The sequence below is a fragment of the Arthrobacter sp. zg-Y919 genome (assembly GCF_030142045.1).
GTDB lineage: Bacteria > Actinomycetota > Actinomycetes > Actinomycetales > Micrococcaceae > Arthrobacter_B.
This window is the reverse complement of record NZ_CP126242.1, coordinates 232,881-248,801: the sequence shown is the minus strand read 5'-3', so window position 1 is coordinate 248,801 and position 15,921 is coordinate 232,881. Positions and strand designations below refer to the sequence as shown.

14 protein-coding genes are annotated in these 15,921 nt (G+C 61.8%); 5 read left to right on the top strand and 9 right to left on the bottom strand.

What is annotated here, in order from left to right; all coding sequences use genetic code 11:
- Positions 1–15: 15 nt before the first annotated feature.
- Together QNO10_RS01245 and QNO10_RS01240 are read left to right on the top strand one after the other, a co-directional pair.
- Positions 16–576 (top strand): DUF3090 family protein, encoded by a 561-nt coding sequence (locus tag QNO10_RS01245; RefSeq protein WP_229951289.1) that lies wholly within the window; start codon positions 16–18, stop codon positions 574–576.
- The gene (locus tag QNO10_RS01240; RefSeq protein ID WP_229951291.1) at positions 576–1,343 is read left to right on the top strand and encodes an SCO1664 family protein; all 768 of its coding nucleotides are present in this window, start codon (positions 576–578) and stop codon (positions 1,341–1,343) included. The genes QNO10_RS01245 and QNO10_RS01240 overlap by 1 nt, the downstream gene beginning before the upstream one ends.
- A gap of 8 nt (positions 1,344–1,351) precedes the next feature.
- On the opposite strand, the gene QNO10_RS01235 is transcribed toward QNO10_RS01240, so the two are convergent.
- From QNO10_RS01235 to QNO10_RS01200, 8 genes are read right to left on the bottom strand one after another with little or no spacing between them, the layout of a single operon-like run.
- Positions 1,352–2,323, bottom strand: a complete 972-nt coding sequence (locus QNO10_RS01235) for a sugar kinase (RefSeq protein WP_229951292.1) — start codon at positions 2,321–2,323, stop codon at positions 1,352–1,354.
- A complete protein-coding gene (eda, locus tag QNO10_RS01230) occupies positions 2,320–2,994 on the bottom strand; it encodes a bifunctional 4-hydroxy-2-oxoglutarate aldolase/2-dehydro-3-deoxy-phosphogluconate aldolase (RefSeq protein ID WP_229951293.1) in 675 nt (224 codons plus the stop codon). Before eda ends, QNO10_RS01235 begins: the two co-directional genes overlap by 4 nt.
- Positions 2,991–3,824 (bottom strand): 5-dehydro-4-deoxy-D-glucuronate isomerase, encoded by an 834-nt coding sequence (kduI, locus tag QNO10_RS01225; RefSeq protein WP_229951295.1) that lies wholly within the window; start codon positions 3,822–3,824, stop codon positions 2,991–2,993. The genes eda and kduI (QNO10_RS01225) overlap by 4 nt, the downstream gene beginning before the upstream one ends.
- Positions 3,821–4,924 (bottom strand): glycoside hydrolase family 88 protein, encoded by a 1,104-nt coding sequence (locus QNO10_RS01220; protein ID WP_229951297.1) that lies wholly within the window; start codon positions 4,922–4,924, stop codon positions 3,821–3,823. Before QNO10_RS01220 ends, kduI (QNO10_RS01225) begins: the two co-directional genes overlap by 4 nt.
- Positions 4,914–7,694 carry a hypothetical protein gene (locus QNO10_RS01215; RefSeq protein WP_229951299.1) on the bottom strand — a complete coding sequence of 927 codons (2,781 nt, stop codon included), beginning with the start codon at positions 7,692–7,694 and terminating at the stop codon, positions 4,914–4,916. Before QNO10_RS01215 ends, QNO10_RS01220 begins: the two co-directional genes overlap by 11 nt.
- A 51-nt stretch (positions 7,695–7,745) precedes the next feature.
- Entirely contained in the window at positions 7,746–8,639 is an 894-nt protein-coding gene (locus QNO10_RS01210) for a carbohydrate ABC transporter permease (protein WP_229951305.1), read from the bottom strand.
- Positions 8,636–9,535, bottom strand: a complete 900-nt coding sequence (locus QNO10_RS01205) for a carbohydrate ABC transporter permease (RefSeq protein ID WP_229951311.1) — start codon at positions 9,533–9,535, stop codon at positions 8,636–8,638. The genes QNO10_RS01210 and QNO10_RS01205 overlap by 4 nt, the downstream gene beginning before the upstream one ends.
- Positions 9,532–10,860 carry an ABC transporter substrate-binding protein gene (locus QNO10_RS01200; RefSeq protein ID WP_229951312.1) on the bottom strand — a complete coding sequence of 443 codons (1,329 nt, stop codon included), beginning with the start codon at positions 10,858–10,860 and terminating at the stop codon, positions 9,532–9,534. The genes QNO10_RS01205 and QNO10_RS01200 overlap by 4 nt, the downstream gene beginning before the upstream one ends.
- Before the next feature lie 266 nt (positions 10,861–11,126).
- On the opposite strand from QNO10_RS01200, the gene kduI (QNO10_RS01195) reads away from it, so the two are divergent.
- Genes kduI (QNO10_RS01195) through QNO10_RS01185 form a run of 3 tightly spaced genes read left to right on the top strand, consistent with a single transcriptional unit; the run spans position 11,127 to position 13,383 of the window.
- The gene (kduI, locus tag QNO10_RS01195) at positions 11,127–11,867 is read left to right on the top strand and encodes a 5-dehydro-4-deoxy-D-glucuronate isomerase (protein WP_229951313.1); all 741 of its coding nucleotides are present in this window, start codon (positions 11,127–11,129) and stop codon (positions 11,865–11,867) included.
- Entirely contained in the window at positions 11,864–12,613 is a 750-nt protein-coding gene (locus QNO10_RS01190) for an SDR family oxidoreductase (protein WP_229951315.1), read from the top strand. Before kduI (QNO10_RS01195) ends, QNO10_RS01190 begins: the two co-directional genes overlap by 4 nt.
- On the top strand, positions 12,610–13,383 hold the full coding sequence (locus QNO10_RS01185; protein WP_229951317.1) for an IclR family transcriptional regulator: 774 nt from the start codon (positions 12,610–12,612) through the stop codon (positions 13,381–13,383). Before QNO10_RS01190 ends, QNO10_RS01185 begins: the two co-directional genes overlap by 4 nt.
- A 374-nt stretch (positions 13,384–13,757) precedes the next feature.
- Here QNO10_RS01185 and poxB read toward each other — a convergent pair whose 3' ends face one another.
- Positions 13,758–15,476, bottom strand: coding sequence for a ubiquinone-dependent pyruvate dehydrogenase (poxB, locus tag QNO10_RS01180; RefSeq protein WP_229951319.1), 1,719 nt, complete (start codon positions 15,474–15,476; stop codon positions 13,758–13,760).
- Positions 15,477–15,921 lie beyond the last annotated feature (445 nt).

Genomic DNA, 15,921 nt, shown 5'->3' with positions numbered 1-15,921 from the left:
GCCTAGAGTAGTTCTATGCCTACAACCGTTCACGAGTTCGAGTGGCCCGACCGCGTCGTCGTCGGCACTGTCGGCGTCCCCGGGCAGCGCACGTTCTACCTGCAGGTGCGCACCGGGAAGCGGATTGTCAGTATCGCCCTGGAGAAGCTGCAGTCGGCCCAGCTCGCCGAGAAGATCGACGAGATCCTCGACCAGCTCATGACCGTCCAGGGCAACCCCTTCCACGTTCCCGCGAGCACTCCCCTCGAGCTCGTCGACAACGACGATCTCGAAGCCGTCCACGAACAGTTCCGCGCCGGCGTGATGAGCCTGGGCTGGGACCCGACGACGGCGCAGCTCGTCATCGAGGCCTACCCCCTCGACGACGTGGATGAGGACGACGACGGCTTCCTCGAGGATGACGACGACGAGACCGACGACGCCTCCGAGGTGCTGCGGGTCAGCATGCCGGTGGGTACCGCCCGGGCCTTCGCGAAACGCACGCGGGAAGTGGTGGGCGCCGGGCGTCCGATCTGCGTGATCTGCGGTCAGCCGATCGACGCCGACGGGCACACCTGCGAATTCCCCGAAGCCTGATGCCCGCGCCGGACCTGGGAACCGACGAGCTGACGCTCACCGGCCGCATTACGACGGCGTCGAACGCCACCTTCCTGGGCAGCATCGGCGACGCGGCCGTCGTGTACAAGCCCATTGCCGGCGAGAAACCGCTGTGGGACTTTCCCGACGGGTGCCTGGCGCACCGCGAGGTGGCCGCCTATCTGGTGTCGGAGGTGCTGGGCTGGAATGTCGTGCCACGCACCTGGCTGCGGGACGGTCCGCTGGGTGAGGGCATGGTGCAGCTCTGGCAGGAGACGGACCCGGAGCAGACCGCGGTGGATCTGGTCCTGGCGGACGACGTTCCGGACACCGGGTGGAAAGAAGTCCTGCAGGGCCAGGATGAAAACGGGCGGATCGTGTCCCTTATTCATGAGGACACTCCGGCGCTGCGGCGGATGGCCGTGTTCGATGTCCTGGTCAACAATGCCGACCGCAAGGGCGACCATGTCCTCGCCATGACCGACGGGCACCGGTACGGCGTGGACCACGGGCTCACCTTCCATCACGAGCACAAGCTGCGCACCGTGCTGTGGGGCTGGATCGGCGATGCGCTGAGTGCCGAGGAGCTTGAGGGCATTGACCGGGTTCTCGACGGGTTGCAGGGTGAGTTGGGCTCGCAGCTGGCGAAGCTGCTCACTGCCGAGGAAGTTGCTTCGCTTGCTGCCCGTTGTGCCCGGCTGCGTTCGGCCGGGGTTTTCCCGGCTCCGAGCGGTGACATGCCTGCGGTTCCCTGGCCGCTGTTCTAGGGGAACTGCTAACGGATGACCGGTTCGGAAGATTCGAGGAGCGGCAGCTCTGATCGATAGGGCATGCCTTCCCAGTCCCCGGGAACAAGGCAGGCGAAGGCCCCTGTTCTCACTGCTGTAAGCAGCCGCTGTGGGACTGGTTCATCGGCGAGCAGTTCGGACAGGTAGCCCGCGACAAAAGCATCACCGGCCCCGACGGTGTCCACCGGCTCAATGGAAATTGCAGCTTGGCGGTACGGCTCGCCGTCGACGAGGGCCACGCATCCCGCGGCGCCGAGCTTAATGATTGCCTGGCTTGGACCGAGTTGGACGAGCTGTTCGGCTAGCAGGAGTGGATCGTCACTGGGTTCGACGATGATGGTTGCCTCGTCTTCGCTGGCAAAGACGATGTCAGATTGCGCGACTAGGTCTAAGTACGCGGCCCGTGCCGCGTCTGTCGACCACAAGGCCGACCGGTAGTTGAGATCGAAGGAGACAGCGAGGCCTGCTGTTTTCGCGCAGTTGATGGCGTATTGGGCAGCACCGGCAGCAGATGCCGACAACGCTGGCGTGATGCCGGTGAGGTGCAGAATCCGTGCCTTCGGAAACAGGTCGGCAGGAATGTCATTCCTCGTTAACCGGGAGCCTGCGCTGTCGTTGCGGTAGTAGGAAATCCTTGTGGTACTGGGAGTGCGCCGTTCCTTGAGCATGAGACCAGTGGCAGCTGCGTCATCGTGGGTAAAGTGCATGTCCAGACCCTCAGCCTGTAGTTCTCTCTCGATCAGCCGTCCCAAACTGTCGTTTCCTATTCGGCCGATCCAGGCTGTGGGGACACCAAGCCGCTTGAGGGCGATGGCAACGTTGCTCTCGGCCCCACCGATTCCAAGGGACAGGGACCCTCCGTACGAGAAGGGACCCACGGTTTCCGCTTTGAGCAGAGCCATGGTCTCGCCGATGGTGATGGCGCCCAGTGGGCGCTCAGCACTGCCGTCGGGAATCACGACGTCGCCTTTGGGGTGAGTGCCTGCACAGCAGACACCGTTTCCTTGGTCAAGGATTGGATGGCGGAGAAGTTTTTCGCTTTGATCGCCGGGCGGGGCACCATCCAACTTCCTCCGATCGCGATGACGTTCGGCAACCTGAGATAGCGCTCGATGTTACTGAGGTCGATCCCCCCTGTGGGGATCAACCGGACTCCGTGGAAGGGGCCTCCCAACGCTCGAACCGCCTCGGGACCGCCGGATGTAGCTGCAGGGAAGAATTTCAGCGTGGTCAGGCCCAGCTCGAGACAGGCCTGGACTTCGGACGCGGTCACGGCACCTGGAACGACGACCACTTCGCGATCCTGGCAGTGCTGCACAATTTTCGGGCTGAATCCAGGTGAGACGATGAACTGAGCACCCGCTGCGATGGCGGTGTCGACGTGCTCAATAGTGGTCACCGTCCCTGCTCCAAGCAGTACGGGGTTGGGTCCTTCAGTGAGGCCGGCATCGCGGACTGCCCGCAGGGCGTCCAATGCCGCCGCCGTTCTGAAGGTTATTTCAGCCACGGGCAACCCGGCCTCGCGGAGTGCGGTCAATAGGGGGACGGCGTCGTCGGCATCGTCAATGACGACGACGGGAACGACCTTCAGCTCGATGATCATATCCAATACCGCGTTGCGCTGAGTCATGTCATGTCCGTAACCCGGACGCTGTCCATGTCGTCGTACGTTGTGTTTTCGCCCGCTGTCGCCCATACGAAGGAGTAGGCGCCGGTTCCTGCACCGAAGTGCAAGGACCAGCTCGGTGAGATGACGAACTCCCGATTGGCTACCACCAGATGGCGAGTTTCGCTTGGTTCACCCATGATGTGGAACACGCGTTCATTGGCATCGAGATCGAAGTAGAGGTAGCACTCGGTTCGGCGGTCGTGCGTGTGCGCCGGCATAGTGTTCCAAGCGCTGCCCGGGTGTACCTGAGTGAATCCGAACGCGATCTGCGAGCTTTTCGTGCCACCCTCATAGATGCATTGGTTGAGCGTGCGACGGTTCGCGCCGTCGTCGGATCCCAGCTCCACCACGTTCACCATGCCGGGCGTGATGAGCGTGGTTGGGAGGTCCTGGTGAGAGGCTGCGGTGAACACGTAGAACGCGGCTGGGTTATCGGGATCATCGGAGGAGAATGAGACATCATTTGTACCGCGGCCCAGGTACATGGTCCCGGTATGGCCTAATTCGTAGTCAGTGCCGTCGACATGTACAGCCCCCGGACCTCCGATATTAATCACGCCGGCTTCACGCCGCTGCAGCAGATACTGGGCTCGGGCCTGCTCTGGTACCGGCAGCGACAGCGGCTCGTCCAGGGGAACGATCCCAAAGACAAGGATGCGGTCGTGATGGGTGTGTATGCCACTAACCTGTCCGGGCTGAAACAGGCCATGGCCAAGGAAAGCTTCCCGAAGCTCGCGTGTTGTCATGTGAGCGACGTCGGCGGGGTTGTGTGCGTATCGGTCGTCGATCATGCGTTTTTCTGCTCTCTAGTTGTTTCGCGCCAGGCAGCGATTGCTTCGAGGGCCAGGCCCTGGCCCCACGGCTGGATTCGGTCATCGCGGATCACCGAGTAGCCGAACGGGATCAGCTGCAGGACAGTCCCGGCGCTGACTCGGGTAAGTACGCCGTTATCCATGTACGCCAGGGCCCCGCGGACGGCACGTTCACCCGCCTGCCGAAGACGGCTCGGGGAGCTCTGCTGAATGGCGTTGCCGTTCAGGAAAGCATCCGTTCGAAGCATGGCTGCGCCTATGCCTGCCGCTGCAGAGCTTTCGAGAACTCCCCGTACTTCCACCTGACTGTCGACGAGGACATCCCAGACACCGTGTTCGGGTTGGAGTGCGGCGAGTGCGTTCAACTGCTGTTCCAGGCGTTGCTTGACCTCATGAATCCCGTTGGCCGTGGGTGCGAGGGTGAGGAGGTCAGCTGCAGCTAGGGAAACCCATGCGTTGGCTCGTCCCCAAAAGTTTTCGATCCGGACACCACCATGAGTGCCGTGCACGAAAAGCCCGGTCTTTTCGTCCTGAAGCAGTTCGGCGTGGACAAGCCACTGAGTAACTGCCTCCTGCACGAGTTCCGGCCGCTCGAGGCTGAGGCCGGCACGCAGCAGGAACTCTCCCGCCATGTATACGGTGTCAGCCCAAACACCACCGGGCCAGTGCTCGAGCGCTCCATTCGGCGCCCGCGTTGCTTCGGAGGCCCCCTCGTACCAACGGATGCAGGCCTCCAAAAGCTCCTGACAGGCGATGTCGGGCGATCGTCGGTGAAGCTCAGCGACTGTGGCACCGGGCGCCAGATTGTTGACGTGCTCCAATACCGGAGGAGCCAGCGCGTAGGACTCCGCGAAGGCGGTAATGAGGTCCGGAATCTCGGCACCGCGAGCAGATGCACCTCGCCAGAGTGCCAGCAGGCATACACCTTCTCCCCAGAACCAGCGCTTAATACCCATGTTTTTGGTGCCTGTGATCAGCGATTCTTCGAGGCGGTCGAGGTCCTCGACCAATTGCCCCTTGGACAAAGGGCTGAGCGGAGGGGCTGAGAGCTCAGCGGAGGTGGTGTCTTCACCGGCCATAGGAGGCTCCTCTTACGACGTCGAGGGGGGTGCCGCCAGCGTCGAGGGGGTACTGCCCGGCCAGAACGGAAAGCACGTCGGCAACTGCCAGTGTCAGGGATTTACCTCTCCAGTTCACCTCGGTGACCGCATCGCCGAACTCTGCGTGTACGGCAGGGTTATCCAAGTGCGGCTCTTCTTCGGGAACACCGTTGACCAGACCGTCGGGGACGCCGTCGACCAGGAACGCCGTGTCGAAGGTGACTTCCAGGACCGGCTTGCCGGTCAGTTCAAAGTGGACGCCTGGGGTTTCGCGTCCTCGAGGGTTCCATTGAAGGGGGCTGGAAGTGACCCGGTCAACCCATTGAGCGAAGCTGCCATCGACCGGCGTGCGGCCGACGACGGTTACCCACACCGAGCCATCCAGACCGGGAAGCCACTCCTGCCACGCCGTTTCACCCTCGAGGACTGGACGGACACCACCCGGGGTGGCCACCGCGACATATCCCTCTCCGCGGCGAGCCACAATCCAGTCCCCTATCACGACGTATTCGTCGGCTTGTGCAATTGGCAGCCACAAATGGGTAGTGCGCTGTGGGTCTGTGGTCGTAAACCGCTGCATGTGGACCAGCGTCCCGCGATGCTGGTTCACCCGTGGGAGGATCCGGTGGCCTGCCCAAGCGTTCGGACGGGCAGAGGAACCGGTGTCGGAGTTTGCTGGGTGGGTCACGAACACCTGCAGTTCGCGACCGAGGGTTGCGCCCCAGACATGCTCCTGAAGCCCGGGAAGACCAGCCCGATAGTCCTGAACACTGGATAGCATGACGTCAGGCGTCTTATAGATACGAAGATCAGAGCGGTACGGGCGCTCCAGGAGATCACGTTCGTAGGCCAGTTCGCCGCGGTACACCTGGCGACCCCACCATTCATTTGGCTGGCTGCTGGCCAATTCACGGACCACGTCAGGAACTTCATACTTGCGAGCCAACGCAAGTGCCGTCACCGGCAGGACGGCGTCATTGAGAGTGCCGACTCCAGCGATCAGTCGAAGGATCGGTGAAGTTTCCTCGAAGCGTGAGCTGCGCAGCGTGTGGACGTAGGAACGGCCGTGGGCCGCACCGTGCGTGCCTCGCCAAGAGTTTGTTGCCAGCGTTACCAAGACCTTGTCCAGCAGGGTTCGGGAAGCGTTCACCAACGCCTCGTCGTGACTAAGCTCGACAAGCGCACAGAGTGCGTAACTGTCGATCGCCAGATAAGCATTCGAGTCGAACTCACTGAAGCCTCCACGCAGTTTGCGGGTAAGCCAGCCTGCCGCACGGGCGTGCCCTTCGGCGGCATGTTCAGAACCGGTCCGCCCATCGACATCGAATATTGCGTCCGCGAAGGTTTCACCGGCGAGGAGCTCTGCGACGTGCCACACGAACTGGTGGTTCTCGGTGAAATAGCACATGGCGTCCAGCCCCGGTTGGGTAATCCAATACTTCATTCCGGTGATGGCTGCGGCGACTTCCTTGCGGGCAGCGGAGTTCCATTGCTCCTCCGGGATCCAATGCCAGGCAAGCAACAGGGAGACAACCTCGAAGTCTGCGCAATCACCGCGCGTGAGCACACGGTGAAGGGCGGATTCGAGGTCTTCGGTGTTGACCGTCGTCGTCGGATCGAGAGCATAGCGCCCGAGGAGACCGGCAACCCCGGTTTCACTCGGAGGGTATGCACCCTGACCGGTAATGTGCTGCAGGACTTCGTGCCGCCAGGATTCGGGGGTACCTGACGGTTCAGTGGTGCTTAGTGGTGGCAGGACAGCGACACGCATCCGTAGAATTTGTGGGCTGCGGGGATCGTTCAGGCCAACTTCAACGATGCTCTCGCCGCTGGAGAGCATGGACGCTCCTGCCGTGCGGGCGACGTCGGCGCCCTCGTCCTCCTCCTCCGGTGCGTCCCCGAGGAGGTAGGTCACGCGCCCATGCACGTCGGCGCGAACGAATTGCCATGCTGCCTGCTCTCCGACCCGGATACGAAGGGCGGTCCCCGCCGGCGCCTGCAGAGTGCCTTCGCTGCTTTCCTTCGCCCAGGAAGGTGAGGCGATTTGAGCCAGGATGGTTTCGGCTAGGCGCGCCACCGTCTCGTCGGCGCCGGGTGAGGGTACGACGACCCGAACCGGCAGCCCCACAACACGCAGGCGGGCTATCTGACGGCACTCGCGGAAGGCGACCTGCCAGGTCGCCAAGTGCACCGTCGTTGTGCGGGAGGGCAGGCGCACTCTCATCGAGTGGAACTCCGGCTCCATGTAGGAAACCTGGCCGCCCTGCAGTGCGACATTGCCATTCAGCCACAAGACAAACGGACCCGTGGTGTGCAGTTCAATTGTCCGCCAGTCGCTCTGGTCCACCTCAAGGACCGTGCTTGCCAGGGAGTACCGGTATTCAGGGGTGAAACAGAATGCCGACCAATCCAGGAACCCATCTTTGCCCGTGCGCGTCCGCCGCCAGACGCTCTCAAACGTCGAACCTTCTGCAGTCCAGTGGATGCTGCCTCCCTCTACAGGCTCGGGCAGCTCATGGGAGGTGTTGATGGGATGGGATTGGTAAAGGCGCTCCTTGAGTTCGCCGACGTCGGGGCCTTGGGAGAGTACCCAGCGGCCTTCCCCCCAAGGTTCGCCATCCGGGGAAAGGAAGTCCTCCAGGTCCTCACACGGTACGGCCCAGGCGGGCGAAACCAGCCAGTCGCGGACGGTGCCATCCGGATCCGTATAGTGCACGGTCCTGTTCGTTGGCATCAAAACTTCACTCATGGGGTTTCGCTACTCCTTCTCAGGGTCGTGAGGCTCCACTGGAGGGCGGGGTTACTTGATACCGGTATTGGCGATGCCTGTCGTTATCTGCTTTTGGAAGAACAGGAAAAGGATGATGACCGGAAGGATGCTCACCACGCTCATCGCGATGATGAGATTGAATGGAACAGTCTCCTGAGCGGTGAACCGGGCCAAGGCAACGGGCAGGGTATAGACGGACTCGCTTTGTGCGACGACCAGTGGCCAAAGGAAGTCATTCCACCGCCACATAATTGACAGAATGGCAACGACGGCGAGGGCCGGCCGACAGACTGGCAAAACAATTCGCAGGAAAATCTTCAACTCTCCGGCACCGTCGACCCGCGCAGCTTCTATCAGCTCATCCGGGATGGACAGCATGTACTGGCGAAGAATGAACACTCCGGTAGGCGTTGCCGCCGCCGGGATGATGAGACCCCACAGAGTGTTCACCATCCCGAAGGACGCGACCACCTGGTAAACGGGGATCAGGATCACTTGAAGTGGAATCATGATTGTCGCGAGGGTAAGTAGGAACAGTGCGTTACGGCCGCGGAAGTTGTACTTGGCCAAGGCATATGCCGCCATCGAGTTGATCAAAAGCGTCAGGACTGTGGCTGCGACCGTAACGATGACGCTGTTCATCATGTAGGTCCCGAAATCGAACCGTGTGAGAGCCTCGGTGTAGTTCCCGAACCCCCACGATTGCGGAAGTAGGGTTGGTGGCCGCTCGGATAGTTCCGTTGGCGTCTTGAACGAACCAAACACCAGCCAGAGGATCGGGATAAGCGCAACGAGCGCCGCTGTGGTCAGAATAACTACGCGCAGCGCGTCAGTGGCTGTGATCTGCCGCTGGCCGGTTGACGTCCAGGAGCGCTTAGGGCCAGGTTCCTGTGTGGGCGGCGAGACGGTTTGGGGGATGCTCATACTGCCTCTCTCTTGCGGCCGATCATGTAGTTGACGATCGTGATCGCGAATACGACGCAGAAGAGCAAGACGCTTCCCGCTGCGGCGGCGCCATACCTGATAGGGGAGACGAAGCCGTTCTCATAGATGTATTGAACGATCAGCGTTGTTGCGCCAACGGGTCCGCCACCGGTCAGGGTGTAGATGTAGTCGAAGGCTTGGAAGCCGTGAATGGTGGCAAGTACCACCACAACGAGGATGCTCGGCTGGAGTAGTGGAAGGGTGATGGTGCGGAATTGGAGCCAACGCGAGGCACCGTCCATACCGGAGGCCTCGTACAGGGTTGGATCGATACTTTGCAGACCCGCGAGCAGGATCAGCATGTAGAAGCCCACCTGCATCCATACGCCGACCGCGATGATGGCGACAAGTGCGAGGTTGTCGTCAACCAGCCAAGGTATCTCCATGCCGAGGAAGGTGTTGACGAGGCCGTTTTGACGCTCCAGCATCCAGTTCCAGATCAGTCCTACGACAACAGGTGAGATCAGAACGGGGATGAAGAACGCGGCACGGAAGAATGAGCGGCCGCGGCCCTGCTGGTCTACCAGAACGGCCAGGAAGATGCCTATGCCGACCGAGAGCACAACGAAGGCCACCGCATAAATTGCGGTATTCATTACAACGCCCCAAAACCCATCATCGCTAAGGATGCGCTGATAGTTTCCTGTTCCTTCCCATCTGAAGGTCCGTCCGTTCGAGGACGAGTAGAGGGAGATGTTAAAGCCGTTAATGGCGGGCCAGATGGTAAAGAGGACGAAGATGGCCGTGTTGGGCAGCAGGAACAGATACGGTGCTAGGCGCAGGCCCAGGGGCGGCTTGCGCCGTCGCTGTTCCTGTTTGGTTGACGCCTTGATCATGGGGCGAGCTCCTCGACGAGCGATTGGGTGCTCTGCTGCAGGTCGCTCATCGCGGTCCCGAGATCCTGCTCTCCGGCTACTACCCGCGAAAGTGCCTCCACCAAGGCGGTTCCGGCTCCGGAGAAGGCGGGAGCTGCATTTGCTTCGTAGCCGAGCTCGGGCGTGCGCTCCAGGTCTTGAAGGAACATATCCATGTCTGCCTGCCGGGCGGGGTATTGCACGCCCTCCTCCGAGAGGTCAGCTCGGGTAGGCAGGAAACCGCCGGCAGCGACGAACGTCTCCTGGTTTTCGGCCGTGTTCATGTAGCGGATGAACTCGGCAGCCAAGGCGGGGTTAGGCCCCTCGGCAAGAGCGGCCATGTACTTGCCGCCTGGAAAACCGCCGCATTCATCGGCGCAGGGATTTGGCGCGACCGCCCAATTAAACTCGGCGTTAGCCGCAAACTGCCCCACCTGCCAGTTACCGGAGAGGTACACAGGAGTGGCTTGAGCGAGGAAGATCTCGTTCGCGCCCTCATAACGGGTACCTGAACCAAGCCAGAAGTCACGCGGCATCCGGTCGTCGGCCATCATCTCAACGAGAGGGGCAAGCGCCTGTTCCGCCTTTTGGGGATCCAGCGCCACCTCGTTTCCGTCTACCAGAGCCGTGCCATATTGGCTGAGAATAGTGGATAGGCGGTGACCCGACTTGTCGATGGCAAAGGCATAGTCAGAGCCAGTGGCTTCCTGGACTTCCGTCGCTGCGTCAACCATTTCCTCCCATGTCCACGGGTCGGCAGGGTCCGGAAGTTCAACTCCGGCCTCCTCGAACATGTCTACGTTCACGAAAGGTCCGTTCAGCGTGGCGTCTGAAGGAACAGCGAGAAGTTCGCCGTTATCGCCGGTGGCGCCGGTCACCGGTCCGGGCAGGAACTCCTCGGCGTAGTCTTCGCCAAGGTAAGTGCGCAGGTCCAAGAGGTCGGCGCGGAAGTCGGTCAGTGAAGTAAGGCGAACGACGTCGGGGGCGTTGCCACCAGAGAGTCGCGCCTGGACCGAGGTCACCAGATCTGCATACGGCAGGATCTCAAGATTGACGGTGACATCATATTCATCCTCGAACCCTGCGATTAGGTCGCGTGTTGCCTGCTCATCGGGCCCGTCTGTGAAATACACATAGCTGAGTGTTTCGCCGGCAAACTCAGCGGGATCAACAGTTTGCACTTCAGGTGCGGCGCCTTCAGAGCTGCTGCCCTCGTTTGTCACTTCGCCGGGCGCACATGCTGCGAGTAGTACCGTCGCCCCTGCTGCAATGAGCAGGCGGGCTGTGTTGGTTTTCTTCCTGGCCACTTGCATCCTCCTTGATGGGTGATCCCGCCTCAGCAAAACAGTGCGCTATGTCGCGAACACCTAGAGAATGACCCATCGCGACAAAAATGGAAAGAGTCTTTCCGCAGAATAGAAAACATGGCATGGTGATCCCACGAGAGGGCCGGCGGCGATAGCTGACACCCTCCTCTCCCAATCAAAGGAGTACCTGAGTCTTGAGGCGCATATGGAGTACGCATCCCCACGAGATAAACGCTCTGAGCAATGACGACCTGCGGGAGAGGTTCGTGGTTTCGGACCTGTTCGTGCCGGGAGAAGTCCGATTCGCCTACATCCACGATGATCGGATGGTGATCGGCGGCGTTGTCGTCACCGGAGAAACCCTTCACCTCACCAGCCCCACGGAATTGCGGGCAGAGAACTTTTTGGATCGACGCGAGTTGGGAATTGTTGGACTCGACGGAACCGTCACCGTGACCTCCAGTAACGGATCCTGGGATCTTAATTCGCACGATGTTCTCTATCTGCCGTGCGGAACAACTTCCGTCTCGTTCTCCGGTGAGGGGACTGCATACCTTGTTTCGGCGTCGGCCTACAAAGCGGCAACGGCGCTCCTCGCCTCGCGCGACGGGGTGGAGGCGCTGCACCTCGGCTCGGCGCAGGAAGCAAACGAACGCACCATCCGCAAGTACATCCACGCCGACGGCATCAACTCAAACCAGTTGGTGCTAGGCATCACCACGCTAAGCGCAGGTTCCGTATGGAATACCATGCCACCCCACCTGCACGATCGCCGGACCGAAATTTACCTGTATGACGGACTGGGTGACGCTGTCTTGTTTCATCAAATGGGTGAACCGCAGAATGTACGTCAACTGATTCTGGGCGACCGTGACGCCGTTGTTTCACCGCCCTGGTCAATCCACAGCGGAAGCGCCATCGCCGACTACTCCTTTGTCTGGGCGATGGCCGGAGAGAACCTCGATTACACCGATGTCGAGGCTGTAAAGCCAGGAGATCTGCGATGAATGCCAACTCTGTTCGCCTGTTTGAGGGTCAGCGGGCTGTGGTCACAGGTGCGCGTACGGGCATTGGGTTGGCCTGTGCCCAACGCCTTGCTCAAGGAGGTGCCCACGTCACCCTGTGGGGACACCGCGACATGGATGACGCATTAGCATCGGTTGCCTCCTACGGCGGGGAGGTCGAGCTTGTCCTTTCGGATCTCTCCGACCCTCTCGTTGCTCGCGCTCAAGCTGGGCGGATGGGTCCCGTTGACATCCTGGTCAACAACGCCGGCATCATTCACCGCGAGCCAGCTGTCGCGCACGCGCCCGATGCCTGGCGGCAGGTGCTCTCGGTCAATCTAGACACCATCTGGCACCTGAGCCAGATCCTGGGCGCCGGGATGGTCGAACGCCGTTATGGAAGAATCGTGTCGATTGCCTCCCTGCTTTCGTTTCAGGGCGGAATCAACGTCCCGTCCTACGCGGCGTCCAAGCATGCCGTCGTCGGTCTGACCAAAGCCTTGGCGAACGAGTGGGCCGGCAAAGGAGTCACGGTGAACGCCGTCGCGCCCGGGTACATAGCAACCAACAACACCGAAGCACTGCGGAACGATGTCGACCGGGAGAGAGCAATTCGCGAGCGCATCCCTGCCGGAAGGTGGGGCCAGCCCGCGGATGTTGCCGGGGCAGTTGCATTCCTAGCCGGGCCGGAAGCTGGATACGTCAATGGCCACACCTTGGTCGTTGATGGTGGTTGGATGGGTCGATGACCGCAATTGAAGCACCTTCCGATCCACAACAGCGCTCGTCCCTCATGAAGGGACTCGCTGTGCTGGAGGCCGTTGCCTCGCACCAACGCGTCTCAGACATTTCCGCAGCGACCGGCTTGTCAGTCAGCACAGTGCACCGCATGCTCAGAGACCTCACGGAGCATGGGTGGGTCGAACAGAGTGAGGACCGGACATATCGGCCGGGCCTGCGGGTCCAGACCCTGGTGTCGCTGCTACAAAATGAAGAGCGACTGGTTGATGTGGCGCTTCCCTACCTTCAAGCTCTGCGTGAGCGAGTTCGATTCACTGTTCACATGGCTCGCTATGGGCAGGATGGTCTTGTCTACATCGCCAAAATTGATGGGCCCGCCTCCTATCAAATGCGTTCCCGAGTCGGAGACTCCATCCCACTGTGGTCTACTGCCATTGGAAAAGCAGTTCTTGCCGCTATGGACGAAAAGTCGAGCCGTAGCCTCATCGCGACAGCGACCTTAGAGCGCCGAACTCCGCAATCGCTTACGTCTAAGCGAGCTTTGTGGGAACAGGTCGAGGTTATCCGTGATCGTGGATGGTCAATGGATGACGGAGAAAATGAACTGCACATCCGCTGCGTAGGAACAGTACTTCGGGATAGCAGCGGCAGGGTCGTCGGAGGTATCAGCTGTTCCGGACTCGATCACGACATGACCTCAGAACGAGTTGAGCAAATCGCGCCGATGGTTATAGAAACAGCGATGAATGTTGAACGGGCGTTCGCCCCGAAGGTCTAGCTAAGCCGGCGAGAAGCCGCTGTGAGTCTCCCCCGTTCACGAAGCCATGGACCCAGGCGCCCCAGGCAAGCTACCTCGCTTTGTCCACCAAATAATCCAGGGCTCGACAGGCCCGCCACCCAGTCCACAAAGCAAACAGGGCGGACCCCAGAGCGGCGACGGCTCCGAGGATGGCTGGCAGCGACGCCTGCCCGGTGAACCCGGCGGTCGGGTTAAATCCAACTGTAAATACGGCGATTAGCGTACAGCCGATGGACGCAAGCCACAGCACAAGCGTGGCCGCGAACATTCCGGCGACCGGATGCGGACGGTTCATTATTTCCCCCCAGAAGAATGACGACCGGCTCAGCGTATCCCACCGCAGAGGAGCTTCCTCAGAGCAGCTGACGCGCATTGGCTCGGGCCAGGTCAATGAGCTCGCGGCCGTTCCCGGCGAGCACCGTACGCATCGCGTAGACCGCAAAGCCGGTGGCCTGCTTCGCGTCGATCTTCGGCGGCATGGACAACTCCTGCCGTTCCACCGCGACCGAGACGAGCGCGGGGCCGTCGTACGCGAACGCGCGACGCAGGGCGCCCTCGAGGTCCTCCGGTCGGGTCACGCTTTCGCCGTGCATCCCCACCGCCTGCGCGACCGCACCGAAGTCCGGGTTCTCGAGCCCGGTGCCGAAGTTCACGATGCCCGCCGCCTTCATCTCCACCTCGACGAAGCTGAGCGCCGCGTTGTCGAATACGACGATCTTGATCGGAAGCTTGTGCTGCACCGCCGTCAGCAGCTCACCGAGCATCATCGCGAGGCCGCCGTCGCCGGCGAGGACCACCACCTGCCGGTTCCGGTCCACCGCCTGGGCGCCCAGACCGAGCGGGGTCGCCGCCGCCATGGTGCCGTGCCAGAAGGAGCCGATCAGGCGCCGTCGCGGGCCGATCCGCAGGTGACGTGACGCCCAGATGACGGGAGTGCCGACGTCGGGCAGGAAGACCGCGTCATCGTCGGCGAGCTTGTCGATCAGGTGGGCGAGGTGCTGCGGATGGATGGTGCCCGGGCCCTGCTTCTCGAGGTCGTCGAGCTGCGCGCGGGTGCGGCGGTAGTGGTCCAGCGACTTCTCGAGGTGGGTGCGCTTCGACTTCCGCTCGAGCAGCGGCAGCAGGGCCGCCGCCGTCGGTCCCACCCCGCCGACCATGCCCTGGGTGAGCGGCACGCGGCGGCCGAGCTGCTCGCCCCGGATGTCGACCTGCAGGATCTTCGCCTTCTTCGGGTAGAACTGCTGGTACGGGAAGTCGGTGCCGAGCATCAGCAGCGCGTCGCAGTCCTCCATCGCCCGGTATCCCGACGCAAAGCCGAGGAGCCCGGTCATGCCGACGTCGAACGGGTTGTCGTGCTCGATGACCTCCTTGCCGCGGAGGGCATGCACGATCGGCGCGGCCAGAGCGTCGGCGAGGGCGTGGACCTCCTCGCGCGCCCCCTCGACGCCGGCGCCCGCGAGGATCGTCACGTTCCCGCAGGAGTTCAGCGTAGCGGCAGCTTCCTGCAGCTCCGCAGGGGAGGGCACGGTGACCGGGTCGGTGCGGCGGACCGTGAAGACGCGCTCGTCCGCGGCGTCCTGCAGTGCGGTGTCGCCGGCCATCACGAGCACGGCGACGCCCCGCATCTCGATGGCGGTCCGCATGGCGATCTCCAGCAGCCGCGGCATCTGCTCAGGGCTCAGGACCATCTCGCAGAAGACCGTGCAATCCCGGAACAGCTCCGTGGGCCGGGTCTCCTGGAAGTACTGGCTGCCAATCTCGTCGCTCGGGATGTGCGAAGCGATTGCGAGCACGGGAACCCGGCTTCGGTGCGCGTCGTAGAGCCCGTTGATCAGGTGCATGTTGCCGGGGCCGCAGCTGCCCGCGCACACCGCGAGTTCGCCCGTCAGCGCTGCCTCTCCGGCGGCGGCGAACGCGGCCTCCTCCTCGTGCCGGGTCAGCATCCACTCGATGCCCTTCTCCCGGCGGATCGCCTCGGTCACCGCGTTCAGGGAGTCGCCGGGGACTCCCCAGATCCGCTGGATCCCATTGGCGGCGAGGTTATGAACGACGGTCTCGGCGATCGTGGGCATGCTGCTCCTCTGTTCGGCGCGCTCGGATGGCCGCCAGTCTAGGCGGCGGGATCGGGCAGGGCCAGAGGTGGGGTGGGGCAGGTTGGCGCAACGTTCTCACGAGCACGCCCTCTTGAACGTGCACACGGCGAGGATCTCGAGACCGTACAGGGTTGCTCTTATACATTTCCGCCCTCGGGGTGCAACGGATTGACCTTAGTAGTCGCACCGACAACGGGAAGACGGGCCACCTAGGACACCTCGTTCTAAACGCAGCACAAGATGTGCTCCAAAGTTCACTGGCGGACATACACCCTCCAATGCATCTCTGCAGCTTAGAGTCGGGGGAAATTGAAAATAAGCGAATCAGTCGACTGGCTCGACATGAAGTATCCGAAGTCGAAGCAACTAAGCGCTCCAAGAGTCAATTCGCGCCGCAGCCCGATCCGGCGCAACATCCCGTTCC